This is a genomic window from Sporichthya polymorpha DSM 43042 (genome assembly GCF_000384115.1).
Taxonomy (GTDB): Bacteria; Actinomycetota; Actinomycetes; order Sporichthyales; family Sporichthyaceae; genus Sporichthya; species Sporichthya polymorpha.
Window position 1 is genome coordinate 1,213,851 of the sequence record NZ_KB913029.1, and the last position, 21,522, is coordinate 1,235,372.

Below are 21,522 nucleotides of genomic sequence, written 5' to 3' on the forward strand. Positions count from 1 at the left end.
GCCTAGGCTGATCATGTCCGTCCGGCTATCGAAGGCGTACCCCTTTGCTCGCGATTATTGCTGCGCACTTCGCCGTCGCAGCGGTCGCGCCGTGGCTCGTGCACCTGCTGCGCCGCCGGGCCTTCGTCGTCCTCGCCGTGGTGCCGCTGATCTCCTTCGTGTGGTTGCTCACACAGGCCGACGCAGTGCACGACAGCCACCCGCCGACGGAGACGTACGACTGGGTGCCGAGCCTCAGCATCGACATCGCGTTGCGCATGGACACCCTCGCCTGGGTCCTGGCGCTCGTCGTGACCGGCGTCGGTGCGCTCGTGCTCGCGTACTGCGCCTGGTACTTCGACGACGACCACCCCGGCCTCACCCTGTTCACCGGCACGTTCACCGCGTTCGCGGGGTCGATGCTCGGTCTGGTCCTGTGCGACGACCTGCTGGTCCTCTACGTCTTCTGGGAACTGACGACGGTCTTCTCGTTCCTGCTGATCGGGACCGACCCGACCAAACGCGCCGGCCGGCAGGCCGCGATGCAGGCGCTGATGGTGACGACGTTCGGCGGCCTGGCGATGTTCGTCGGGATGCTGCTGCTCGGCCGGGAGGCGGACACCTTCCGCATCAGCGAGATCCTCGCCGACCCGCCGTCGGGGACGCCGACGACCGTCGCGGTGTTCCTGCTCCTCGTCGGGGCGTTGAGCAAGTCCGCCCTGATCCCCTTCCACTTCTGGCTCCCGGGCGCGATGGCCGCCCCGACCCCGGTCAGCGCGTACCTGCACGCGGCCTCGATGGTGAAGGCCGGCGTCTTCCTCGTCGCCCTGCTCGCGCCGGCGTTCGCGGGGACGCCGTGGTGGCACGAAACCGTGCTGACCCTCGGCGTCGGGACGATGATCCTCGGCGGCTGGCGGGCGCTCCGGCAGCAGGACGCAAAGCTCCTGCTCGCCTACGGGACCGTGAGCCAACTTGGCTTCCTGATCGTCGTCTTCGGCGTCGGGACGCGGGCGAGCGCCCTCGCCGGCCTCGGTCTCCTGCTCGCCCACGCCCTGTTCAAGGCGACGCTGTTCCTCGTCGTCGGCATCGTCGACCACCAGGCGAGGACGCGGGACATCCGCGTGCTCTCGGGAGTCGGACGCAGCGCCCCGGCGCTGTTCGTCGTCGCGCTCATCGGCGGGGTCTCGATGGCCGGGCTGCCGCCGCTGCTCGGCTTCGTCGGGAAGGAGAGCGTGTTCGCCGCGCTGCTCGACGTCGCCCGGGACGGCGACCGCGCGGACCTGAGCTCGACCGCCGGCTGGCTGGTGATCGTCGGCGTGATCGTCGGCTCCGCGCTCACCGTCGCGTACACCGCCCGGTTCCTCTGGGGCGTGTTCGCGACCAAGCCCGAGGTGGAGCCGACGGACTTCCCGGCGGTCCCGCTCGGTTTCATCGGCGCCCCGCTGGTGCTCAGCGGCCTGACGGTCGCGCTCGGGTTCGCGGGGCACCCGTTGACGACAGCGTTCGAGCCCCACGCCGAGCAGTTCCCCGAGGGCGTGCACCACGCGGAACTCGCGCTCTGGCACGGGCTCGGCCTGCCGCTGGCGTTCTCCGCGATCACCGTCGGCGTCGGCCTCGTGCTGTTCACGTTGCGCCGCCCGATGGCCCGGTTCCAGCACCGGGTGCGCTTCCGCTGGACCGCGGACGGCGCCTACCGCTTCGGGATGCGGACCGTCGACCGCTGGGCGGTCGAGGTCACCAGTGCCGTGCAGCGCGGCTCGGTCGCCGAGTACCTCGTCGTCATCCTGCTCGTGGTGCTGCTCCTGCCCGGCGTCGCGGTGATGACCGCCCTCGACGACGCCGTCGACGTCGAGCTGTGGGACACGCCCGCGCAGGCGCTGGTCGGTCTCGTCACCTGCCTCGCCGCCCTCGCCGCGGCGCGGTCGCGGCGCCGGCTCCGCGCGGTGATGCTCGTCGGCGTCACCGGCTACGGGACGGCAGTGATGTTCGTGCTCCACGGCGCCCCGGATCTGGCGCTCACTCAGGTTCTGGTCGAGACCTCGAGCCTGGTCGTCTTCGTGCTCGTGCTGCGCCGACTGCCCCCGTACTTCACCGACCGGCCGCTGTCCCCGCGCCGCTACCTGCGCATGGTGCTCGGCGTGCTCGTCGGCGCGACCGTCGCGGTCGTCATGTTCGTGACCACCGGCGCCCGGACGGCGGAGCCGGTCTCGGCGACGTACCCGACCGAGGCCGTCGAGTTCGGCGGGGGCTACAACATCGTGAACGTCATCCTCGTCGACATCCGCGCCTGGGACACGATCGGAGAGATCTCCGTGCTGGTCGCCGCCGCGACCGGTGTCGCGAGCCTGTTGTTCCTCAACACCCGGCGCTCCGGGATCCGCCGCATGGTCGATGCGGACACCGAGGTCGTCGCGCGCGTGCGCGACGCCACCGGCACGCACATCTGGCTGCCCGGCCCGCGGACGCTGCCGCCCGACCGCCGCTCGATCCTGTTCGAGGTCGTCGCGCGGTTGCTGTTCCCGATCGTGGTTGTGTTCTCGATCTACCTGCTGTTCGCCGGCCACAACTTCCCCGGCGGCGGCTTCGCCGCCGGCATGGTCACCGGCCTCGCCCTGATGGTCCGCTACCTCGCGGGCGGCCGGTACGAGCTCGACGAGGCCGCGCCCATCGACGCCGGTGTCCTCATGGGCCTGGGTCTCTCGGTCGCGGCCGCGTCCGCCCTCGCCCCGCTGGCGTTCGACGGCGCGATCCTGCAGAGCGCGATCGTCGACCTGCACGTCCCGGCGGTCGGCGACATCCACTTCGTCACGTCGACGTTCTTCGACATCGGGGTCTACCTGGTGGTCGTCGGCCTGATCCTCGACCTGCTGCGCACGGTCGGCGCCCGCATCGACACCCAGATCCTCGCCGAGGAGCAGGAGGCGGCCCTGCGATGAGCGGCAACCTCACGCTGATCCTCACCGCGTCGGTCCTCATCGGCTGCGGCGTCTACCTGATCCTCGAGCGCAGCCTGACGCGGGTGCTCGTCGGTCTGCTCGTGATGGGCAACGGCGTCAACATGCTGTTCCTGGTCGCGGGCGGTCGCGCCGGGAAGGCGCCGATCGCCAACGAGTACGCCCCGGCGGAGATCTCCGATCCGGTCCCGCAGGCGCTCGTGCTCACGGCAATCGTCATCGCCCTCGGCACGACGGCCTTCGTGCTCGCGATGGCCCACCGCAGCTGGCAGCTCTACGGCAACGACGACGTCCAGGACGACGTCGAGGACGCCGCGATCCGCCGCCTCGCCGCGGCGGACGAGGCCTCGGACAGCCACGACCTCATGACGCAGGGCGTCGACCTGCCCGAGGACGATCTCGAACGACTGCGCGAGGAGGAGACGGCGTGAACGTCCTCGTGCCCCTGCCGGTCCTGCTGCCGCTGTTCGGCGCCGGGGCCGCGCTCGCGCTCTCGCGGCACCCGAAGATTCAGCGGGCGATCACCGTCGTCGTGCTGTCGGCGATCGTCGTCCTCGCCGCGGCCCTGATGGTCCGCGCCGACCAGGAGGGCCCGCAGGTCGCCTGGATCGGTGCGTGGACCCCGCCGTTGGGGATCAACCTCGTCGCAGACCGGCTCTCGGCGCTGATGCTGCTCGTCTCGGCGGTCGTGACCCTCGCCGTTCTCCTGTACTCGATCGGACAGGGCCTCACCGACGACGACTCCGAGTCACCGGTCTCGATCTACCACCCGACGTTCCTGGTCCTCGTCGCCGGCGTCTCCAACGCGTTCCTCGCCGGCGACCTGTTCAACCTGTTCGTCAGCTTCGAGATGCTGCTGTTCGCGAGCTACGTGTTGCTCACGCTCGGCGGCACGGCGACGCGGATCCGCGCCGGGACGATCTACGTCGTCGTGAACATGTTGTCCTCGACGCTGTTCCTGATCTCGATCGCGGCCGTGTACGCCGCGACGGGGAGCCTGAACTTCGCGCAGCTCGCCGGACGGCTCGACGACCTGCCCGACGGCGTGAGCCTGACGCTGCAGTTGCTGCTGCTCACGACGTTCGCCATCAAGGCGGCGGTGTTCCCGCTCTCGCTCTGGCTGCCCGACAGCTACCCGACGGCGCCCGCCCCCGTCACCGCGGTCTTCGCCGGGTTGCTGACGAAGGTCGGCGTCTACGCGATCCTGCGGACGCAGACGCTGTTGTTCCCCGAGAACCCGCTCTCCGACCTGTTGATGTGGGCCGCGCTGGTGACGATGGTCGTCGGCATCCTCGGCGCGATCGCGCAGTCGGACATCAAGCGAATGCTGTCCTTCACGCTGGTCAGCCACATCGGCTACATGATCTTCGGCATCGGGCTCGCGACCGAGGCCGGCGTCTCCGGCGCGATTTTCTACGTCGCGCACCACATCACGATCCAGACCGCGTTGTTCCTCGTCGTCGGTCTCATCGAACGAAGAGCCGGCAGCACCGCCCTGCTCCGGCTCGGCGGGCTGGCGCGGCTCGCGCCCCTGCTCGGGATCCTGTTCTTCGTGCCCGCGATGAACCTCGCGGGCATCCCGCCGATGTCCGGGTTCCTCGGCAAGGTCGGCCTCCTGCAGGCCGGGCTCGACGTCGGCGGCTGGCTCGCGGTCACGCTCGTGATCGGCGGGACCGTGACGAGCCTGCTGACGCTGTACGCGGTCGCGAAGACCTGGTCGGCCGCGTTCTGGCGGACGCCGGAGCAGGCACACGACATCGCGCAGTCGCTCGCCGCGCCCGACCCGGAGCAGGACGCGGGCGACTCCGGCGCTCGGATCATCCGCCACCGCGGCCACATCCACGTCGGCGCCACGGCGTTCGGGGACCGGGAGATCGCGGCCGCGCGGCGCGTCGTCGACGACGAGTCCTCCGACCGCGACCTCCACCAGATGCTCCGCGACGGCGACCTGCCCTCCCGGCTGCCGGCGGCGATGGTCGGGCCCGCCGCGGCGCTGGTCGGGGTGAGCCTGGTCTTCACGTTCCTCGCCGGGCCGTTGTTCTCCTACACCGACCGCGCCGCCGAGGACCTGCTTTTGCGCTCGCCCTATCTCGACGCGGCCCTGAACCCGGACGACACCCCCGGTGACCCCGACTCCGGGGCTCGCGGCATCGGGGACGACTCGTGATGCCCGCTCAGGCCCCGGCGCGACGGGCGACGAAGATCCGCGCGCGCTTCGGCCTGCTGGAGTGGCCGATGCTGCTCTGGCTCACGGTCGTCTGGATGATCCTGTGGGGACAGCTCTCGGTGCTCACCGCACTGGGCGGTCTCGCCGTCGCGGTCGTCGCATCGATCGTGTTCCCCCTGCCGCCGGTGCGGCTGAACCTGCGGGTCCGGCCGCTCGCACTGCTCCGGCTCGTCACGAAATTCTTCACCGACGTCGTCCGCTCCAGCATCCAGGTCGCGGGGGTGGTGCTGCGTCCGCAGCGGCCGCTGCGCAACGCGATCGTCGAGGTCAACCTCAAGACGCCCTCGGAGTTCGTGCTCACGATCGTCGCGGAGATGACCTGCCTGATCCCGGGCAGCCTCGTCGTCGAGGCGCGCCGCTCGACGCACACGCTGTTCCTGCACGTGCTCGACGTCGGGGACGCCGAGGGCGCGGAGCGGTTCCGGCAGAGCGTGCTCGCCCAGGAGGACCGGGTCGTCCGCGCGCTCGGCGCGGAGATCGCGCACCTCGACGACCTCTCCAGCGGCGTCCCCAGCTCCTCCCCCGACTTCCCCGTCTCGCCCGACGACCCCGCCGGAGGGAAGCGATGACCGCCGTCCTGTCCGTGTGCCTGGCGATGCTCGCCGTGGCCGCGGTGTGCGTGCTCGCCCGCATCGTGCGGGGGCCGACCGTCCTCGACCGCGCGGTGGCACTCGACATGTTGGTCGCGATCGGGATCTGCTCCCTCGCGATCGAGGCCGCCTGGAACCGGCACTCGCACACGCTGCCGATCCTGCTCGTCCTGACGCTGCTGGGCTTCGTCGGCTCGGTCAGTGTCGCCCGCTTCACCCGCGGCAGCGACGACATCGAGGTGGAGCGGTCATGAGCTGGACCGACGTCGCCGACGTTCTCGCCGCCGCCTGTCTGCTGACCGGAGCGACCCTCGCGCTGATCGCGGCCATCGGCGTCCTGCGCCTGCCCGACCTCCTCAGCCGGATGCACGCCGCCACCAAACCGCAGGTGCTGGGCCTGGTCCTCGTGCTGATCGGGCTGGGCTTTCGGCTCCTCGAGCCGGGCGCGATCGGCGTCCTCGTGCTGATCGGGGTCTGCCAGATGATGACGTCCCCGATCGGGAACCACATGGTCGGCCGCGCCTCGGTTCGCGCCGGTCAGGTCCGCGAGGACCTGCTGGTGGTCAACGACCTCCGCGCGGTCCTCCCCGCCCCCGGCCCGGACCCGGACCGGCCGGTCTAACACGGCTCTGCGTCAGCGGTTCTGCAGAGCGTCGGTCAGCAGCGAGACCAGCGCCTCCAGCTGGACGTCGACCGAGGACGAGACCTCGTCGTCGGAGCCGTCGAGCGCGCGGGCGGCGAGGCCGGCCTTGCTGTCGATGAGCTCCGCGATGCGGGCGTCGAGGGTCTGCGCGGCGATGATGCGCCACGCGGTGACGGGTTCGGTCTGGCCGATGCGGTGGCAGCGGTCGATCGCCTGCGTCTGCTCCGCGTCGGTCCAGGACAGCTCGGCGAGGACGATGTTCGACGCGACCTGCAGGTTGATGCCGACACCGGCCGCGGTCAGGGAGCAGACCGCGATCGAGACCTCGGGGTCGTTGGTGAACGCGTCGACCTGCTTCTGTCGCGCCGCGGAGGTCTGGTCGCCGCGGATCGACGCGAAGGTGATGCCGGCCTTGGTGAACGTCTCCTCGGCGGCGTCCATGACGTCGATGTGCTTGGCGAAGAACACCACCTTGCCGGCGCTGCGGGCCAGCTGGGCGGCGTAGTCGGCGGCGAGGACGGCCTTGGACTGGCCGATCTTGCGCATCAGGCCGAACACGTTGCCCTCGGTCTTGCTGTTCGTCGCCTCCTTGCGCTCACGCGTCGCGATGAGGCGGACCAGGTCGTGGTCGATGCCGTCGGCGATGTGGCCGCTCGTGCGCGCCTCGAGCGCGGCCTCGTAACGCGAGACCATCCGCTTCGCGAGACGCTGCTCGGCCTGCCGGATCGACTTGCCCAGCTTGTCCTCGAGCTCGACGGGCAGGTCGGCGATGCGGCGGGCCGGGATGTCGGCAGCGACGTCCACCTTGCGGCGGCGGACGATGCCCATGTCGATGACGCAGCGGCGGGCCGCGGGGTAGAACTCGCGATCGATCGGCGTCAGGCCGGTCTCCTCGAGGCGGGCCATCAGCTCGCTGCGCGGTTTCTTCGCGTCGATCCAGCCGAGGAACTCCCAGATCGCCTGGAAGTCCTCGATGTCGTTGATCAGCGGCGTCCCGGTCAGCGCCATCAGCAGCGGGCGGACCGAGCGGTTGCGGATCCGCTCGGCCAGCTCCAAGACGTGCTGGGAGCGCTGCGAGGTCTTGTTCTTGATGAAGTGGGCCTCGTCGACGACCATCCCGCGGAAGCCGAAGTCGCCGATCCAGCCGACGTGCCGGTCGAGCACCTCGTAGTTGACGATGACGACGTCGGCGAAGCCGTCGATGGTCTCGCCGTTGCCGTGGATCACGGTGGGCTTGCGGTTGGGCGTCCAGATCCCGACCTCACGCGCCCAGTTCGTCTTGACGACGTTCGGGACGACGCAGAGCAGCGGGAACGCGTTCGCGGCCTCGGCGGCGAGCAGCGCCTGGGCGGTCTTGCCGAGACCGGGTTCGTCGGCGAGCAGGAAGGTCCGGTGGCCGGCGGCCGCGGCGGCGATCAGTCGGGACTGGTGCGGCATCAGCTCGCGGCCGGAGAACACCCGCAGGTCGCCCGGTTCGGGCAGCGGCATGAGCGCCGAGTCCCCGCCCGTGGCTTCCTCGAACGAGCGGAAGAGCGGCTCGAGCAGCTCCCAGGTCGCGAGGTGACGGGTCCGCGGGGCGGTCGGCTGCGCCGCGGCCGCGGAGAAGTCGGGGGCGAGGAACGGGTTCGCCAGCTGCCGCTGCATCACCGACTGGGGCACGACGCGCTTCTCGGCGGCCGGCGTGGCGGGAGTGGGGGCGGGGCGGGGCTCCTCCTCCGGCGGGGCTTCGAGCCCGGCGTCGGTAAGCATCGACCGGACCATCGCCCGCGTGTCGGCGGGGACGACCGCGTCGTCGGCCAGCAGGGCGAGCAGCGAGGGTTCCCGGACCGAGGTCTGGGCGAGGATCATCGCGATCCCGTCCAGGCGCTTGAGCATCTCGGCCTTCTGGGCCTCGCCCGCCGAGCTGTCGCTCTTGACCCGCGCCCGCTCCTGGCGGACCAGCAGGGCCACGCTCTGGAACTTCGTGCGCACGGACGGCGAGATCGACCCGCGGTTCACCGACGCCTCGACGGCCCGTACGGCACGGGCCAGCACCGGGATGATGCCCTCGTCCGAGCGTGCTTTCGGCCGGCGGTCCGGCCGCGGGACGGGGCGACGAGCACCCGACGGTGCCTGCCGAGGTCGAGCCACGCGCTCCTCCTTGGCCCGGGCGCCCCGGGCACGATGCGCCAGCCGGCTCCCGGGCGATTCGGTCTGCCGGACCGACCCGCTCCCCAACTGGTGGAACTTCGGGCGAGTTCCGCGGCCCAAAATGCGGCGCACCGGATCATCAAGCCCGACGGTCCTGGTGGGGACCGTGTGCCCCCAGTATGACGCATCGGGGGGAGATCGCGCGCTGCGACCTGCGCTACGCGCGTCGGCCGACGTGCTGGAGGTGCCGGATCGTGATCCCGAACGAGCGCGCCAGCGGTTCCTCGGCGTAGGGAAGTCCGAGGTCAGAGCAGTGCGCGCGGACCAGCGGCCGCGCGGCGCGCAGGTTCGGGCGCGGCATGCCCGGAAACAGGTGGTGCTCGATCTGGTAGTTCAGTCCCCCGAGGAACCAGTCCGTGGCCGGCCCGCCCTGCACGTTGCGGGTGGTGAGGACCTGCTTACGCAGGAAGTCCCAGCGCGACCCGGGCGGCGGCATGACCATGCCCTTGTGCCCGGGCGCGAACGCGCAGCCGAGGTGGAGTCCCACGAGCGCCTGGTGCACGAGGAGGAACACGACCGCCTTGCCCGGTCCCATCGCCCACAGGAGCAGGCCGAGATAGGCGGCGACGTGCGCGCTGAGCATCGCGAGTTCCCGGGCACTGCGCGCTACCCGAGCGCTGCCGACGTGCAGGTTCAGCGCCTCCAGCATCAGCAGCGGGAAGAACAGCCGCCCCTGGTGCCGGCCCAGCCAGGTCATCAGGCGCGAGCGGCCCATCGCCTGGTCCGTCGTCCAGCACAGGGCGCCCGTCCCCACGTCGGGGTCCCGACCGACCTGATTCGGGTTCGCGTGGTGCCGGGAGTGCTTGTCGATCCACCAGCGGGCGCTCAGACCGAGCAGGACGTCCCCGACGAGGTATCCCGCGATCCGGTTCACCCGGGAGGTCCGCGCCACCTGCCGGTGGCCGACGTCGTGGGCCACGAAGATCATCCGGACGGTGAAGATCGCCAGCGGGAGCGTCAGGAAGAGTTGCCACCAGGTGTTGCCGACGACCTGAATGATCGCCCAGACCCCGGCCAGGGCCAGCAGGTCACCAGCGATCATCACGGCGTAGCGGCGGCGGCGCAGCCGCAGCAGGCCGCTGCGGCGCACCTGGTCGAGCAGCGGGGCGAAGTCGCTGGCGCTACGGGCGGTCGGTTCGATCAGGACGTCGGTCAACAGGGCACCGGGGTTCCATCGGTGTACAGCGACCGGGTGCCGCCAGAGCCGGACGTGGGCTGCCCGGTACCCCAGGGTAGTCGATCGGGCGGGATCCGGGCTGGCCGTCGCTCAGCGGTGCTCAGCGGTGCTCAGCGGTGCTCAGCGGTGCCAGGTCGACCACGACAGATCCTCCAGGTTTCAGGGCTTGGCTTCGAGGATGAGGTTGAACGGGGTCTCCGTCGCCCGACGAACGCGAGTGAAGCCGGCGGCGTGCAGGACCTCGGTGAGTCGCGCTTCCCCGGCCTGGGCCCCGAGCGCGGCACGCGGCGGTGCGGTGAGGGAGTGCGGGACGCAGATGACCGTCGACGCGGTGTAGAACAGCCGGCCCACGGGGTGCTGGTTGTCGGTCAGGTCGTCGCCGGCCATGGGCTCGACGAGCAGGAACGTCCCGTCCGGGACGAGCGACTGCCGGATGTGCGTCGCGGCTCCGACCGGGTCGGGCATGTCGTGCAGGGCGTCGAAGATCGCCACCAGGTCGTAGCTCTCGCCGGGGAAGTCCGCGGCGGCGGCCTCGACGAACGCGACGTCGACCCCCGCCTCGGCGGCGAGCGTGCGAGCCCGCTCGACCGACGGCCCGTGGTAGTCGAAGCCGGTGATCTGCGAATTCGGGTACGACTGCCCGAGCAGGATCGTCGAGGCGCCGTGACCGCAGCCCACGTCGGCGACCTTCGCGCCGGCGCGCAGCTTCTCCTCGACGCCGTCGAGCGCCGGGATCCACGAGGACACGAGGTTCATCACGTAGCCGGGGCGGAAGAAGCGCTCGGTCCCCTCGAACAGCCCGGCGTCGTGCTGGTGCCAGCCGAAGCCCTCGTCGTGGGCGATCGCCTCGGCGATCGTGTCGATGTTCTTCGTCACCGCGACCGGCAGCGCGAACGCCGACGCGATCTGCATCCCGCCGGGGTCGGCGAGGGCGAAGTGCTGCTCCGGGGTGAGGGAGAACTTCTCCGTCCCGGCGTCGTAGGTGACGTAGCCGCCGGCGGTCTGGCCGCGCAGCCACTCCAGGACGTAGCGCTCGCCGACGTTCGCGCGCTTCGCGACGTCGGCGGCGGTGGCGGGCATGGTCTCGGCGAGCGCCGCGTACAGGCCGAGGCGATCGCCGATAACGGCACTGATGGCGTGGAAGCTTCCGCCGAGGTCGGTCACGAAGCTGCCGAGCAGGTCGTGGAGCTTGGTCTCGTCGATGTGCATTTCCGGCCTCCGATCCGTGTGGTTCGTCTGGCGGTGCACGAACGGGACGACTCTCCTCCCGCGGGTGGACGGCCACAAGACGGTGGCCCATTACCAGGTTCTGACGGCCCGTTGCCTGCCGGGTTCGACGGTGCGTCAGATGCCTCGGACGTGGGTAACGTGACGCGCATGCGCGTGCTGGTCACCGGCGGGGCCGGGTTCATCGGGTCCCACGTCGTCGAGGCGTTGCTGACCGCCGGTCACGAGGTGCGGGTCCTCGACGCGCTGCTACCGGCGGTGCACTCCGCGACACCGGCGCTCCCCGTCGAGGCGGAGGTGCTTGCGGGGGACGTCCGCGACGCCGACGCCGTCGAGCGGGCGCTCGACAACGTCGAAGCCGTCTGCCACCAGGCGGCGATGGTCGGGCTCGGCGTCGACTTCGACGACGCCCCCGACTACGTCGCGAGCAACGACTGGGGCACCGCGGTGCTGCTCGCCGGCATGGCCCGCGCGGGGATCCGACGGCTGGTGCTGGCGAGCTCGATGGTCGTCTACGGCGAGGGCCGGTACGAGTGCCCGCAGGACGGCGTCGTCGCGCCCGGCCCGCGGACACCGAGCGCCCTGCGCGACGGGCGGTTCGAGCCCCCGTGCCCACGGTGCGGCGCCGATCTGGAGGCGGGGCTGGTCGACGAGACCGCGCCACCCGACCCGCGCAACGTCTACGCCGCGACCAAGCTCGCGCAGGAGCACCTCGCGGCCGCGTTCGCCCGCGCGACCGGGGCCCGCGTCGCCGCGCTGCGCTACCACAACGTCTACGGCCCGCGGATGCCGCGCGACACCCCGTACGCGGGCGTCGCGAGCCTGTTCCGCTCCAGCCTCGCCGCCGGCCAGCCGCCCAAGGTCTTCGAGGACGGGGCGCAGCGGCGCGACTTCGTCCACGTCCGCGACGTCGCGACCGCGAACCTCGCCTCGCTCGACGCCGTGTCCGGCCCGGGGCCGGTCGAGGCGGGGGCGTTGCGCGCCTACAACGTCGGGAGCGGGACGGTCCGGACCGTCGGCGAACTCGCGCTCGCCCTGTCCCGCGCGTGCGGCGGCCCCGAGCCGGTCGTCACCGGTGGCTACCGCCTCGGCGACGTCCGGCACATCACCGCCTCCTCGCTCCGGCTGCGCACCGAGCTCGACTGGTCGCCCCGCGAGGACTTCGACGCCGGCATGGCCGAGTTCGCCGCCGCGGCGATGCGCGTCTGACCCCCCTTCACCAGCCGAGCCGCGCACTTCACCAGCTGAACCCCACCTTCACCAGCCAGGCCGGGCCGGTGAAGACCGGTACGGCCGGTGAAGGCGCGCCGTCCGGATCAGGCGAGAGCGGGGAGCGAGACCTCGAACCGGCAGCCGTGGCCGGTGTTCGCGACGGTGATCTCGCCCGCGTGGGCCTCGACGATCCCGCGGACGATGGCGAGGCCGAGGCCGGCGCCGCCGTCGGCGCCGGGGGTCCGGGCGTTGTTGCCCCGCCACGCGACGTCGAAGACGCGCGGCAGGTCCTCCTCGGGGATGCCACCGCACCCGTCGGTGACGGCGATCGTCGCGCGGCCGTCGCGCTCGACGAGGCTGATCTCGACGGCCCCGTCTGCCGGCGTGTGGCGGATCGCGTTGACGACGAGATTGCTCATCAGCCGCGAGAGTTCACGGCTGTCGGCGCGGACGGCGACGTCGGCGGGGGCGTGCCCGTGCAGGGCGATGCCGCGCTCGCGGGCCAGGGCGTCGGCGCCGGCGAGGGTGTCACTGACGAGGTCGGAGAGGGAGATCTTCTCGAGCGAGAGCTTGAGCGCCCCGGCCTGGATGACCGACAGCTCGAAGAGGTCGTCGACGAGCCCGGCGAGGCGGTCGACCTCCATGCGGATCTGCTTGCGGTAGCGATCCGGGTCCTCGGCGACGCCGTCCTCGAGCGCCTCGGCCATCGCCCGGATGCCGGCGAGCGGCGAGCGCAGGTCGTGGGAGACCCAGGCGACGAGCTCGCGCCGCGAGGTCTCCAGCGCCTGCTCGCGGGCGCGGGACTCGGCGAGCCGGGTGCGCGCGGCGTCGAGCTCCCGGCTGAGGGCGGCCAGTTCGGCACTGGCGGGGGCGCGGTGGGGAGTCTCGTCGGCGGAGAGGTCGAGGGCGGCGATGTCACCGATGGCGCGGGTTCGCGCGGCCAGGGCGCGACTGCCCTCGGCGAGGTTGTGCGCGAGCAGGCCCGAGACCCCGGCCATGAGCACCGCGACGACGACGCTGACGAGCAGCAGCACCTCGAAGTCGTGGTCGGAGAGGAACATCGCGTGCGCGGTGCCGATGGTCGCGGCGATCACCGCGGCGACCGTCGTCAGGCACAGCGCGAGCAGGGACGCGCGGAGCGAGCGACCCCGCAGGACACGCAGCAGGCCGGCGCCCGCCACCGCCACCGCGCCCGACCAGCCGAGCGCGATGAGGACGATCTCGACACGGTCGCTCACGCCGGCGCGCCCACGTCCGCGGACGCCGCCGTCACCGGCGGGTCGAACCGGTAACCGACGCCCCAGACGGTGACGAGCAGCGTCGGGTTCGCGGGGTCGGTCTCGATCTTCTCCCGCAGCCGGCGGACGTGGACGGTGACCGTCGACTGGTCGCCGAACTCCCAGCCCCACACGGTCTTCATGAGCTCCTCGCGGGTGAACGCCTGGCCCGGGTGGGCGAGCAGGTGCGCGAGCAGGTCGAACTCACGGGTCGTCAGGGACAGCGGTTCGCCGCGCAGCGTGACGCGGTGCCCGACGACGTCCATGCGGATCGGGCCGGCCGCCAACACCGTCGGGCCGGTCGCGGGGGCAGGCGCGGTTCCGGCGCGGCGCAGGACCGAGCGCACCCGCAACGCGAGCTCGCGGGGGCTGAACGGCTTGGTGACGTAGTCGTCGGCGCCGACCTCGAGCCCGACCACCCGGTCGGCCTCGGATCCCAGGGCGGTCAGCATGATCACGGGAACCTCGCCGACGGCGCGCAGGCGGCGGCAGACCTCGAGGCCGTCGATGCCGGGCAGCATCAGGTCCAGCACGACGAGATCCGGCCACTGCCGGGCGGCCGCGTCGAGCGCGGCCTGGCCGTCGGCGGCGTGCTCGACCTCGTGCCCGTCCCGGGAGAGGTACGCGATCACGACCTCTGCCACCGTCGGGTCGTCCTCGACGACCAGCACCCGATTGCCCGTCACGTTCGGGAGTCTAGGGAGCACGAGGCTCCGCGCGCGCCGGTCGATGCGGGGCCGTCAGAACTCCGTAACCCGCCGACCCGGTTTCCCGGGCCCCGAACCCGCCTACGGTCCGGGACGTGACGAACTTCGAGGCCGACGTCGTGCTCCCGTGCCTGGACGAGGCCGGCGCGCTGCCCTGGGTACTGGAACGGATGCCGCACTGGGCCCGGCCGATCGTGGTCGACAACGGGTCGGCCGACGGCTCGGCGCAGATCGCCGCGTCGCTGGGGGCGACGGTGGTCTCCGAGCCGCGGCGGGGCTTCGGCGCCGCCGCGCACGCGGGGCTGCTGGCCGCGACCGCCGACGTGGTCGCGTTCTGCGACTGCGACGCCTCGCTCGACCCGCGCCAGCTCGAACGCGTGGTCGCGCCGGTCCGGTCCGGGGCGGCGGACCTGGCGCTCGGCCGCCGGCGCCCCGCGCGCGGTGCGTGGCCGGCGCACGCGCGAGTGGCGAACGGGGCCCTCGCGGTTCTGACGAGCCGTCAGGCCGGAGTACGGCTGCACGACCTCGGACCGCTTCGGGCGGCTCGGCGCGCCGATCTGCTGGCGCTGGACCTCCGCGACCGGCGGTTCGGCTACCCGCTGGAGATGGTCCTGTCCGCGGCGGCCGCCGGGTGGCGGATCACCGAGTGCGACGTCGACTACCGGCCTCGGGTGGGGAAGTCGAAGGTGACGGGGACGGTGCGCGGCACCGTCCGGACCGTGCGGGACATGCGGGCGGTGCTGGCCCGATGACGACGCTGCTGGTGATCGCGAAGGCCCCCGTCCCGGGCCGGGTGAAGACACGCCTGACGCCACCGTTCTCGCCGGACGAGGCCGCGGCGCTGGCCGAAGCCGCCCTGCGAGACACCCTCGACGCGGTGTGCGCCGCCCCGGCCACGCGGCGGGTCCTCGCACTGGAGGGCGCTCCCGGTCCGTGGCTGCCGCCGGGGGTGGAGGTCGTGCCCCAGCGCGGTCGCGGCCTCGACGAGCGCATCGCCGCCGCGCTGGCCGGGATCTCCGGGCCGGTGCTGCTGGTCGGCATGGACACCCCACAACTGACGCCTCATCACCTTCGGGTGAGCTGGGACAACCACGACGCCTGGTTCGGCCCCGCCGCTGACGGCGGCTTCTGGGCGCTCGGGCTGCGGCAGTCCGACCCCGCGCGGGTGCTCGGCGTCCCGATGTCCCGCGGCGACACCGGCGCCCACCTGCGGGCCCGTCTGACCGGGCTGCGGGTGGGGGAACTCCCGACGCTCACCGACGTCGACACCGCCGCGGACGCGACCGCCGTCGCGGCGGCCGGACCCACGACCCGCTTCGCCCGCCTGCACGCACGGCTCGCTCTGGCGACCGGCCGTGTCTGAGGCCGCGTGGGGGCCGACCGAGAGCGCTTGGACGCCCGGGGTGCTGTCGCGCTACGACCGCGCACTGTGGGACGGCGCACCGCTGCGGGTGCGCGACGCCCACGGCGCGGTCCTGCCCTTCGACGTCGCGCGCTGGCTGCGCGAGCCCGACGAGGCGGACGAGACCCTGCTGGCGCGGTGCACCGGACCCACGCTCGACATCGGGTGCGGCCCCGGCCGGCTCGCGGCCGCGCTGGCCGCCCGCGGGGTGCCGGCGCTCGGCGTCGACGTGGCGACGGCAGCGGTCGCGATCGCGCGCTCCTGCGGGGCGGCGGTCCTGCGGCGGTCGGTGTTCGACCGCCTGCCCGGCTCCGGCCGGTGGGAGGTCGCGCTGCTCGCCGACGGCAACATCGGGATCGGCGGCAACGTCGGGCAGTTGCTGACGCGGGTGCGCGAGCTCGTCGTCCCCGGCGGGACGGCGCTGATCGAGGTCGCCGACCGCGACGGCATGACCGAGTACACCGCGGTGGTGGCGGACGCCGACGGCGCGACCGTCGCGACCTTCCCGTGGGCCCAGCTCGGCGCGCTCGCGCTCATCGACCTCGCGGTGCCGCAGGGGTTCCGGACCCTCGACCGCTGGACCCGCCACGACCGTCACTTCGTCGCCCTGGAGCGCCGATGATCGCCGCACCGCCGGGCCCGTTCCGCCCCGGATTCTGGCGCTCCCCGATCCGGGGCCGGTGGCTGACGTCGGTGCTCGGCGTCGTGCTGCTCGTCGGCGTCCCGATTCTGTTCGTGACCGGCTACCTGTCCTACCTCGCCTACAACCCCTGGCTGGAAGGCAACGACACCCGCCACGGCAGCGGCGTGCTGACGCCGGTGCCGTTCGGATGGCCGGCGGCGCCGGCGTGGGGGTACCGGTTCACGCAGGGGCTGCACGTCACGCTCGGGGCGGCGCTGGTGCCGGTCGTGCTGGCGAAGCTGTGGTCGGTGATCCCGAAGCTGTTCGTCTGGCCGCCGGTCGCGTCGCCGGCGCAGGCGATCGAGCGGGCGTCGGTGTTTCTGCTGGTCTCCTCCGGCGTGCTGACGTTCGCGACCGGGCTGCTCAACATCCAGTACTGGTACCGGTTCCCGGGCTCGTTCTACGTCCTGCACTTCTACGCGGCGTGGGTGTTCGTGACCTCGGTCGCGGCCCACGCGGTTCTGAAGGTGCCTCAGATGCGCGCGGCCCTGCGGGAGCGTCCCCTGCGGGCCGAGCTCGCCACCGACCTCGCCCACACCGAGCCCGAGGACGACGCGCCCACCGCGACCCCGACCATCTCCCGCCGCGGCGCGCTCGGGCTGGTGGCGACCGGGTCGGTGACCGCGCTGGTGATGATGGCGCCGCAGTCGATCGGCGGGCCTCTGCGGCCGATCGGCCTGCTCTCCCCGCGCGGGGGCTACTCCCCCGGTGACGGGCCGAACGACTTCGCCGTCAACACGACCGCGGCCGAGGCCGGCATCGGGGACGTGCTCGGCTGGCGCCTGGAGCTCGTCGGACCGGACGGGACGCTGGCCTTCACCCGCGCCGAGCTGCTGGCGCTCCCGCAGTACGCCGCCGACCTGCCGATCGCCTGCGTCGAGGGGTGGTCGACGGGCAACCAACGCTGGGAGGGCGTCCGGCTGCGCGATCTCGCCGTGCGGGCGGGTCTGCCCGACGCACGGTCGCTGTTCGTCCAGTCCCTGCAGGGCGCCGGCGAGTTCCGCCAGGGCCGCCTGGCGGGCAATCAGGTCCGCCACCCCGACAGCCTGCTCACGCTCCGGGTCAACGGGGCGGACCTCTCGTCCGACCACGGCTTCCCGGCGCGCATTCTCGTCCCCAACAACCCGGGCGTGCGGAACACGAAGTGGGTCGCCCGCCTCACGTTCGAGTCATGAACGCGCTGCGCCGTCTCTATGGCGAGCACCCGGGGCACGCGCTCGTGCTGCTGGTGTCGTTCGTCCCCGCCGCCCTGGCCCTGCGTGAGCTGCTCGACGAACGGCCGCGCGAGGTCGCGACCTGGCTGATCGGCGGCGCCGTCCTGCACGACGGGCTGCTGCTCCCGGCGTACGTGGTGGCCGACGCGGTCACGGTGGCCGCCTGGCGCCGGCGGCCCGGGCGGGTGGCCTGGCTGAACTTCGTCCGGATACCGCTCGCGGTCTCGGGAATGCTGCTGCTGATGTTCTCGCCGACCATCCTGCGCCAGGCCTCCTCCTACGAGGCGAAGACCGGCCGACCGCTCGACGAGTTCGCGGGCCGGTGGCTGCTCGTCACCGCGATCCTCGCCGGGATCTCGGCGCTCTGGTACCTCACGCGGGTGGCGGTCGTCCGGCGGGCGGCCCCGACATGACGGTCCGTCAGCTCGCGGCCGTCGCCGCCCTGGCGTTCGCCGGTTCGGTGGTCGTCGAGGTCGGCGCGCTGCGCGGAGGAGCGCCGGACGCCGGCTCGGTCGAGCGGCTGCTGGCCTGGTACGCCGCGGCGGCGGTGCTGTTCGCCGTCGGGGGGTGGGCGGTACGGAGCCTGCCGCTGCGCGCGTCGCTGAGTGCGACCCTGGCGGGAGGCGCGCTGCTGCAGGTGGTCGCGGTCGGGTACTCGCCGACCACGACCGACGACTTCTGGCGCTACCTGTGGGACGGCAAGGTCCAGGCAGCCGGGATCGACCCGTACCGCTACGTCCCGCTGGACCCGGCGCTGGCCCACCTGCGCGACGACGAACTGTTCCCGCCCGACCCGCGGACACCCGAGCAGGCCGCCGAAGCGACTGCCTTCGGCCGGACCGACGTCTGCACCACCCGCGGCGTCTCGCACGACTGCACGTGGATCAACCGGCCGCACGTCCGCACGATCTACCCGCCGGTGGCCGAGGGCGGCTTCCTGCTGCTCCACGTCGCGTCCCCCGACGAGCACCGGGTGCGGACGTTGCAGGTGACCCTCGGCGCGCTCGCGGTCGCGGTGACGGCCGCGCTCGCGTGGGCCCGGCAGCGGGCGGGGCGTGACCCCCGCGCGGCCGTGTGGTGGGCGTGGTGTCCGGTGGTGTGGCTGGAGGGTGCGAACAACGCGCACATCGACGTGCTCGGGGTGCTGCTGCTGGTCGGCGCGCTCGGACTGCTGGCCGGGCGTCGACTGGTCGCGGGTGGGGCGCTGTTCGGCGCGGCCGTCGCGGTGAAGCTCGTCCCCGTGCTGCTGGTGCCGGCGCTGCTGGTGCGCCGGGGACACGTGGTGCTCGCCGCGGCGGCGGCGGTGTTCCTCGCGGGGTACGTCCCGCACGTCGCCGCCGTGGGCACGAACGTCCTCGGCTACCTGCCGGGCTATCTGGAGGAAGAGGGGTACTCGGGCGCGCAGCGGTTCGGAGCGGTCCGGCTGCTGGTGCCGGACGCGGCGGCGCCGGCGGTGGCGGTCGCGGTGGGCGTCGCGGTGGCGGTGTGGGTGTGGCGGCGAGCGCAGGAGCACCCGTCGGCGGCGGACGCGCTGACGCTGGCAGGTGTCGCGTTCGTCCTCGTCGGCCCGAGTCAGCCCTGGTACGGGTTGCTGATCGTCGCGCTCGTCGCGCTCGCGGACCGACCGGAGTGGCTGGCGATCGCCGCCGCGGCGTATCCCGTCTACCAGGCGGGGAACCTGGGCGTGGACAACACGGCGATGCAGCAGTGGTGCTACCTGACGGCGGCCGCGGCGGCCGCGGTCGGCGGAGCCGTCAGACGGCGGCGGGGGTCCGCTCCGGCGGAGCGGCCCAGCTCGGCGCTTCCGCGGGAGCGGGCGTCGCGTCCGGCGCGGGCGTGAAGACCAGACGCGTCATCTTCAGGTGCCGGTCGGGCGAACCGTCGGGGCAGTCGGGGTGGTGGTGGACGATCCACACCGGCCGCGTGCGCAGCAGTTCGGCGTTCGCGTTGAGGAAGCGCTCCAGCTCGACCCGGCCGGCGCTGGAGGGCCGGGCCCATCCGATGTAGGTGGCCGCGTAGGGCGCGATCGAGGTGATCCGGCTGAGCGGCTTGACGTCGACCTCGAGGTCGGGGACGTCCGCGATCTGGTTCGCGATGTCGGTCGCGCAGGCGCTGTCGCACCCGGTTCCGCTGGCGTACGCCACAAGCACACGTGCGCTCACGACGGCCTCCTCCCACGAACGCCCTCGCGGGCGGCTGCGAGGCGACTACCCACCGGATCGGGCTCTCACACGAAAGGGTGAGCAAGATTGCAGTCAACGCTCCGCCTGGCCGCCGAACGGTCACTTCTCGCGCCGGACGGTCACGCCAGACGGGGCGGAAAACCCCCGGTCGCGGCCGGTCCCCAGCGCGTGGGCGTGATCCGGAGCAGGGATTTGTTCTGCGCGACCATCGCCTGGCGGTACTCGTCCCAGTCCGGGTGCTCGCCGGAGATGCAGCGGAAGTACTCGACGAACGGCTCGACGTCCTCGGTCACGTCGATCACCTCGGCGGTCCCGTCGACCTGGACCCAGGCCCCGTTCCATTCGTCCGAGAGCACCACGACGCTGACCTGCGGCCGCGCCCGCGCGTTCCGCGTCTTCGCCCGCTCCGGGTAGGTCGCGATCACGATCCGGCCGCCGGTGTCGACGCCCCCGGTCACCGGCGACGCCTGGGGCGTCCCGTCCGACCGCGTGGTCAGCAGGATCATCCGGTGCCGCGGCCGTACGAACTCCAGCAGCTGGTCCCGGTCGAGCTCGGTGTTCGTCGCGATCGTCCGTGCCATGCCGCTCCTGTACCCGTCGGTGCCGGCTCTAGGGTCGCGGATCCGTACGACGCCAGGAACGGCGGTCCCGGGAACGCCGCGTCGCCACCGTGCACGCGGGGCAGACGAAGCGCACCGCGTCGGCGTGGCCCCCCGACTCGGGCTGGACGTCGTCCCACGTCACGTGGGAGAAGCGATTCAGGCGGGCCCGCGAGAGCGGCAGCCCGCAGACCGTCTGGTTCAGCCCCGGCACCCAGGCGTGGACCGCCCCCGCCGGAGCCCGGAACCCGTCCGGGTCGACCCAGGTGTCCGATGCGGCGACCGACGCGGTGGCGGCCTGAACCTTGGGCTGCGGCATGCTGCTCCGCTACCCCGGCGGGGCCGCATGAAGTGAGTGGACGAGTTGCAACTCGGGATCACTCGTGAGGCGGCGCAACCGCCCCATCCGTTGCAACTCGTCCAGTGGGTGCATGGAGCTCTTTCAGGCGAGGCGCACCAGCGACTGCAGATACTCCTGAGGCAGGACGAGGGTCCCGTCGTTGGCCTCGTTGCGGCGGCGCCAGACGTCGAGGACGGCGGCGCGGAGGTCGGCGAAGCGGTCGCCGAGCATGCGGGCGGCCACGACCATCATCGGGAAGTTCGCCAGAAAGTAGTCGGCGAAATCCTCCGGTGACCGCCACTCGATGGTGGCGGTGAGCTCGGCGAACTCGACGTCGGCGGCGCCAGGGAACATCGCGTGGACGTGGTCGCGGGTGCCCCACAGCACCGGCGGGGAGGCGAAGGGCGGGGGCGGGGGCAGGAAGGAGCCGGAGGTCGCGAAGACCTCGCCCACCGTGCCTTCCGGCGTCCAGCAGCAGATCGCGATCAGCCCGCCGGGGCGGGTCACGCGCGCCATCTCGGCGGCCACGACGTCGTGGCGGGGCGCGAACATGTGGCCGAAGGTCGAGAAGACGACGTCGAACGAGTCGTCGTCGAACGGCAGGGCCTCGGCGTCGCCCTCGACCCAGGTGATCTCGACCCCGGCGTCGGCGGCCTTCTTGCGGCCCGCGTCGAGCAGGGCTGGGACGAGGTCGAGGCCCGTGACCGTCGCGCCGGCGCGTGCGGCGGGGAGCGCCGCGTTCCCCGCGCCGCAGGCGACGTCGAGGACCGCCGCCCCCGGCGACACCTGCGCGGCCTCCACCACCCGCACCCCGACGTGCTCGATGTGCCGGGAGAGCTCGACGTAGTTCCCGGCGGCCCAGGCTTCCTTCGCCATGGCCTTGACCTGGTCCAGCGACGGACTGTTCACGGCTCACCTC

The 21,522-nt window shown here is 72.6% G+C and carries 22 protein-coding genes; 13 read left to right on the forward strand and 9 right to left on the reverse strand.

Translation table 11 applies throughout. The annotated features are described in order from the left end of the window. The first annotated feature begins 44 nt into the window (after window positions 1-44). From SPOPO_RS0106010 to mnhG, 6 genes are read left to right on the forward strand one after another with little or no spacing between them, the layout of a single operon-like run. Window positions 45-2,915, forward strand: a complete 2,871-nt coding sequence (locus SPOPO_RS0106010) for a Na+/H+ antiporter subunit A (RefSeq protein ID WP_019873888.1) — start codon at window positions 45-47, stop codon at window positions 2,913-2,915. After that, a complete protein-coding gene (locus SPOPO_RS0106015; RefSeq protein ID WP_019873889.1) occupies window positions 2,912-3,364 on the forward strand; it encodes a Na(+)/H(+) antiporter subunit C in 453 nt (150 codons plus the stop codon). Before SPOPO_RS0106010 ends, SPOPO_RS0106015 begins: the two co-directional genes overlap by 4 nt. Continuing rightward, entirely contained in the window at window positions 3,361-5,100 is a 1,740-nt protein-coding gene (locus tag SPOPO_RS28010) for a Na+/H+ antiporter subunit D (RefSeq protein ID WP_019873890.1), read from the forward strand. The genes SPOPO_RS0106015 and SPOPO_RS28010 overlap by 4 nt, the downstream gene beginning before the upstream one ends. Further along, window positions 5,100-5,729: a Na+/H+ antiporter subunit E gene (locus tag SPOPO_RS28015; protein WP_019873891.1), complete on the forward strand. Its 630-nt coding sequence runs from the start codon at window positions 5,100-5,102 to the stop codon at window positions 5,727-5,729. Before SPOPO_RS28010 ends, SPOPO_RS28015 begins: the two co-directional genes overlap by 1 nt. Beyond that, window positions 5,726-6,004: an MrpF/PhaF family protein gene (locus SPOPO_RS0106030; protein WP_019873892.1), complete on the forward strand. Its 279-nt coding sequence runs from the start codon at window positions 5,726-5,728 to the stop codon at window positions 6,002-6,004. The genes SPOPO_RS28015 and SPOPO_RS0106030 overlap by 4 nt, the downstream gene beginning before the upstream one ends. Then, window positions 6,001-6,372, forward strand: a complete 372-nt coding sequence (gene mnhG, locus SPOPO_RS0106035; protein WP_019873893.1) for a monovalent cation/H(+) antiporter subunit G — start codon at window positions 6,001-6,003, stop codon at window positions 6,370-6,372. The genes SPOPO_RS0106030 and mnhG overlap by 4 nt, the downstream gene beginning before the upstream one ends. A gap of 12 nt (window positions 6,373-6,384) precedes the next feature. On the opposite strand, the gene SPOPO_RS0106040 is transcribed toward mnhG, so the two are convergent. The 3 genes from SPOPO_RS0106040 to SPOPO_RS0106050 form a co-directional block, all read right to left on the reverse strand. Continuing rightward, on the reverse strand, window positions 6,385-8,523 hold the full coding sequence (locus SPOPO_RS0106040; protein ID WP_028984555.1) for a DEAD/DEAH box helicase: 2,139 nt from the start codon (window positions 8,521-8,523) through the stop codon (window positions 6,385-6,387). A 217-nt stretch (window positions 8,524-8,740) separates the two neighbouring features. Beyond that, window positions 8,741-9,739: a fatty acid desaturase family protein gene (locus tag SPOPO_RS0106045; RefSeq protein ID WP_019873895.1), complete on the reverse strand. Its 999-nt coding sequence runs from the start codon at window positions 9,737-9,739 to the stop codon at window positions 8,741-8,743. 180 nt (window positions 9,740-9,919) lie between these two features. Continuing rightward, the gene (locus tag SPOPO_RS0106050) at window positions 9,920-10,969 is read right to left on the reverse strand and encodes a class I SAM-dependent methyltransferase (RefSeq protein WP_019873896.1); all 1,050 of its coding nucleotides are present in this window, start codon (window positions 10,967-10,969) and stop codon (window positions 9,920-9,922) included. 168 nt (window positions 10,970-11,137) lie between these two features. Here SPOPO_RS0106050 and SPOPO_RS0106055 point away from each other — a divergent pair, with 168 nt between their 5' ends. Continuing rightward, window positions 11,138-12,196 carry an NAD-dependent epimerase/dehydratase family protein gene (locus tag SPOPO_RS0106055; protein WP_019873897.1) on the forward strand — a complete coding sequence of 353 codons (1,059 nt, stop codon included), beginning with the start codon at window positions 11,138-11,140 and terminating at the stop codon, window positions 12,194-12,196. Window positions 12,197-12,303: 107 nt separating this feature from the next. Here SPOPO_RS0106055 and SPOPO_RS0106060 read toward each other — a convergent pair whose 3' ends face one another. Next, window positions 12,304-13,437, reverse strand: coding sequence for a sensor histidine kinase (locus SPOPO_RS0106060; RefSeq protein ID WP_019873898.1), 1,134 nt, complete (start codon window positions 13,435-13,437; stop codon window positions 12,304-12,306). Further along, window positions 13,434-14,162: a response regulator transcription factor gene (locus tag SPOPO_RS0106065; RefSeq protein WP_019873899.1), complete on the reverse strand. Its 729-nt coding sequence runs from the start codon at window positions 14,160-14,162 to the stop codon at window positions 13,434-13,436. Before SPOPO_RS0106065 ends, SPOPO_RS0106060 begins: the two co-directional genes overlap by 4 nt. 116 nt (window positions 14,163-14,278) lie before the next feature. Between SPOPO_RS0106065 and SPOPO_RS0106070 the strand changes: the two genes are divergently transcribed. From SPOPO_RS0106070 to SPOPO_RS28030, 6 genes are read left to right on the forward strand one after another with little or no spacing between them, the layout of a single operon-like run. Further along, window positions 14,279-14,935, forward strand: a complete 657-nt coding sequence (locus tag SPOPO_RS0106070) for a glycosyltransferase family 2 protein (RefSeq protein WP_019873900.1) — start codon at window positions 14,279-14,281, stop codon at window positions 14,933-14,935. Next, a complete protein-coding gene (locus tag SPOPO_RS0106075; protein WP_019873901.1) occupies window positions 14,932-15,546 on the forward strand; it encodes a TIGR04282 family arsenosugar biosynthesis glycosyltransferase in 615 nt (204 codons plus the stop codon). Before SPOPO_RS0106070 ends, SPOPO_RS0106075 begins: the two co-directional genes overlap by 4 nt. Continuing rightward, window positions 15,539-16,207, forward strand: coding sequence for a methyltransferase domain-containing protein (locus SPOPO_RS28020; protein ID WP_156869611.1), 669 nt, complete (start codon window positions 15,539-15,541; stop codon window positions 16,205-16,207). The genes SPOPO_RS0106075 and SPOPO_RS28020 overlap by 8 nt, the downstream gene beginning before the upstream one ends. After that, window positions 16,204-17,442, forward strand: coding sequence for a molybdopterin-dependent oxidoreductase (locus SPOPO_RS0106085; protein ID WP_019873903.1), 1,239 nt, complete (start codon window positions 16,204-16,206; stop codon window positions 17,440-17,442). The genes SPOPO_RS28020 and SPOPO_RS0106085 overlap by 4 nt, the downstream gene beginning before the upstream one ends. Then, window positions 17,439-17,894 carry a hypothetical protein gene (locus tag SPOPO_RS28025; RefSeq protein ID WP_019873904.1) on the forward strand — a complete coding sequence of 152 codons (456 nt, stop codon included), beginning with the start codon at window positions 17,439-17,441 and terminating at the stop codon, window positions 17,892-17,894. Before SPOPO_RS0106085 ends, SPOPO_RS28025 begins: the two co-directional genes overlap by 4 nt. Continuing rightward, on the forward strand, window positions 17,891-19,321 hold the full coding sequence (locus tag SPOPO_RS28030; protein WP_019873905.1) for a glycosyltransferase 87 family protein: 1,431 nt from the start codon (window positions 17,891-17,893) through the stop codon (window positions 19,319-19,321). The genes SPOPO_RS28025 and SPOPO_RS28030 overlap by 4 nt, the downstream gene beginning before the upstream one ends. Here SPOPO_RS28030 and SPOPO_RS0106100 read toward each other — a convergent pair. The 4 genes from SPOPO_RS0106100 to SPOPO_RS0106115 all read right to left on the reverse strand — a co-directional run bounded on the left by SPOPO_RS0106100 (window position 19,236) and on the right by SPOPO_RS0106115 (window position 21,512). Continuing rightward, the gene (locus SPOPO_RS0106100) at window positions 19,236-19,643 is read right to left on the reverse strand and encodes a hypothetical protein (RefSeq protein ID WP_156869613.1); all 408 of its coding nucleotides are present in this window, start codon (window positions 19,641-19,643) and stop codon (window positions 19,236-19,238) included. The two genes, SPOPO_RS28030 and SPOPO_RS0106100, sit on opposite strands and share 86 nt — an antisense overlap. Window positions 19,644-19,783: 140 nt before the next feature. Next, complete coding sequence (locus tag SPOPO_RS0106105) at window positions 19,784-20,245, reverse strand: PPOX class F420-dependent oxidoreductase (RefSeq protein ID WP_019873907.1); 462 nt, start codon at window positions 20,243-20,245, stop codon at window positions 19,784-19,786. Window positions 20,246-20,273: 28 nt separating this feature from the next. Further along, window positions 20,274-20,582 carry a hypothetical protein gene (locus SPOPO_RS0106110; RefSeq protein WP_019873908.1) on the reverse strand — a complete coding sequence of 103 codons (309 nt, stop codon included), beginning with the start codon at window positions 20,580-20,582 and terminating at the stop codon, window positions 20,274-20,276. A gap of 123 nt (window positions 20,583-20,705) precedes the next feature. Beyond that, window positions 20,706-21,512 carry a class I SAM-dependent methyltransferase gene (locus SPOPO_RS0106115; protein WP_019873909.1) on the reverse strand — a complete coding sequence of 269 codons (807 nt, stop codon included), beginning with the start codon at window positions 21,510-21,512 and terminating at the stop codon, window positions 20,706-20,708. Window positions 21,513-21,522 lie beyond the last annotated feature (10 nt).

What these genes read in the sequence shown, in the direction of transcription:
- SPOPO_RS0106015 (WP_019873889.1), top strand. Translation starts at nt 2,912, where the DNA reads ATGAGCGGCAACCTCACGCTGATCCTCACCGCGTCGGTCCTCATCGGC.
- SPOPO_RS0106110 (WP_019873908.1), bottom strand. Translation starts at nt 20,582, where the DNA reads ATGCCGCAGCCCAAGGTTCAGGCCGCCACCGCGTCGGTCGCCGCATCG.
- SPOPO_RS0106075 (WP_019873901.1), top strand. Translation starts at nt 14,932, where the DNA reads ATGACGACGCTGCTGGTGATCGCGAAGGCCCCCGTCCCGGGCCGGGTG.
- SPOPO_RS28030 (WP_019873905.1), top strand. Translation starts at nt 17,891, where the DNA reads ATGACGGTCCGTCAGCTCGCGGCCGTCGCCGCCCTGGCGTTCGCCGGT.
- SPOPO_RS0106030 (WP_019873892.1), top strand. Translation starts at nt 5,726, where the DNA reads ATGACCGCCGTCCTGTCCGTGTGCCTGGCGATGCTCGCCGTGGCCGCG.
- SPOPO_RS28015 (WP_019873891.1), top strand. Translation starts at nt 5,100, where the DNA reads ATGCCCGCTCAGGCCCCGGCGCGACGGGCGACGAAGATCCGCGCGCGC.
- SPOPO_RS0106050 (WP_019873896.1), bottom strand. Translation starts at nt 10,969, where the DNA reads ATGCACATCGACGAGACCAAGCTCCACGACCTGCTCGGCAGCTTCGTG.
- SPOPO_RS0106105 (WP_019873907.1), bottom strand. Translation starts at nt 20,245, where the DNA reads ATGGCACGGACGATCGCGACGAACACCGAGCTCGACCGGGACCAGCTG.
- SPOPO_RS0106055 (WP_019873897.1), top strand. Translation starts at nt 11,138, where the DNA reads ATGCGCGTGCTGGTCACCGGCGGGGCCGGGTTCATCGGGTCCCACGTC.
- SPOPO_RS0106085 (WP_019873903.1), top strand. Translation starts at nt 16,204, where the DNA reads ATGATCGCCGCACCGCCGGGCCCGTTCCGCCCCGGATTCTGGCGCTCC.
- mnhG (WP_019873893.1), top strand. Translation starts at nt 6,001, where the DNA reads ATGAGCTGGACCGACGTCGCCGACGTTCTCGCCGCCGCCTGTCTGCTG.
- SPOPO_RS28025 (WP_019873904.1), top strand. Translation starts at nt 17,439, where the DNA reads ATGAACGCGCTGCGCCGTCTCTATGGCGAGCACCCGGGGCACGCGCTC.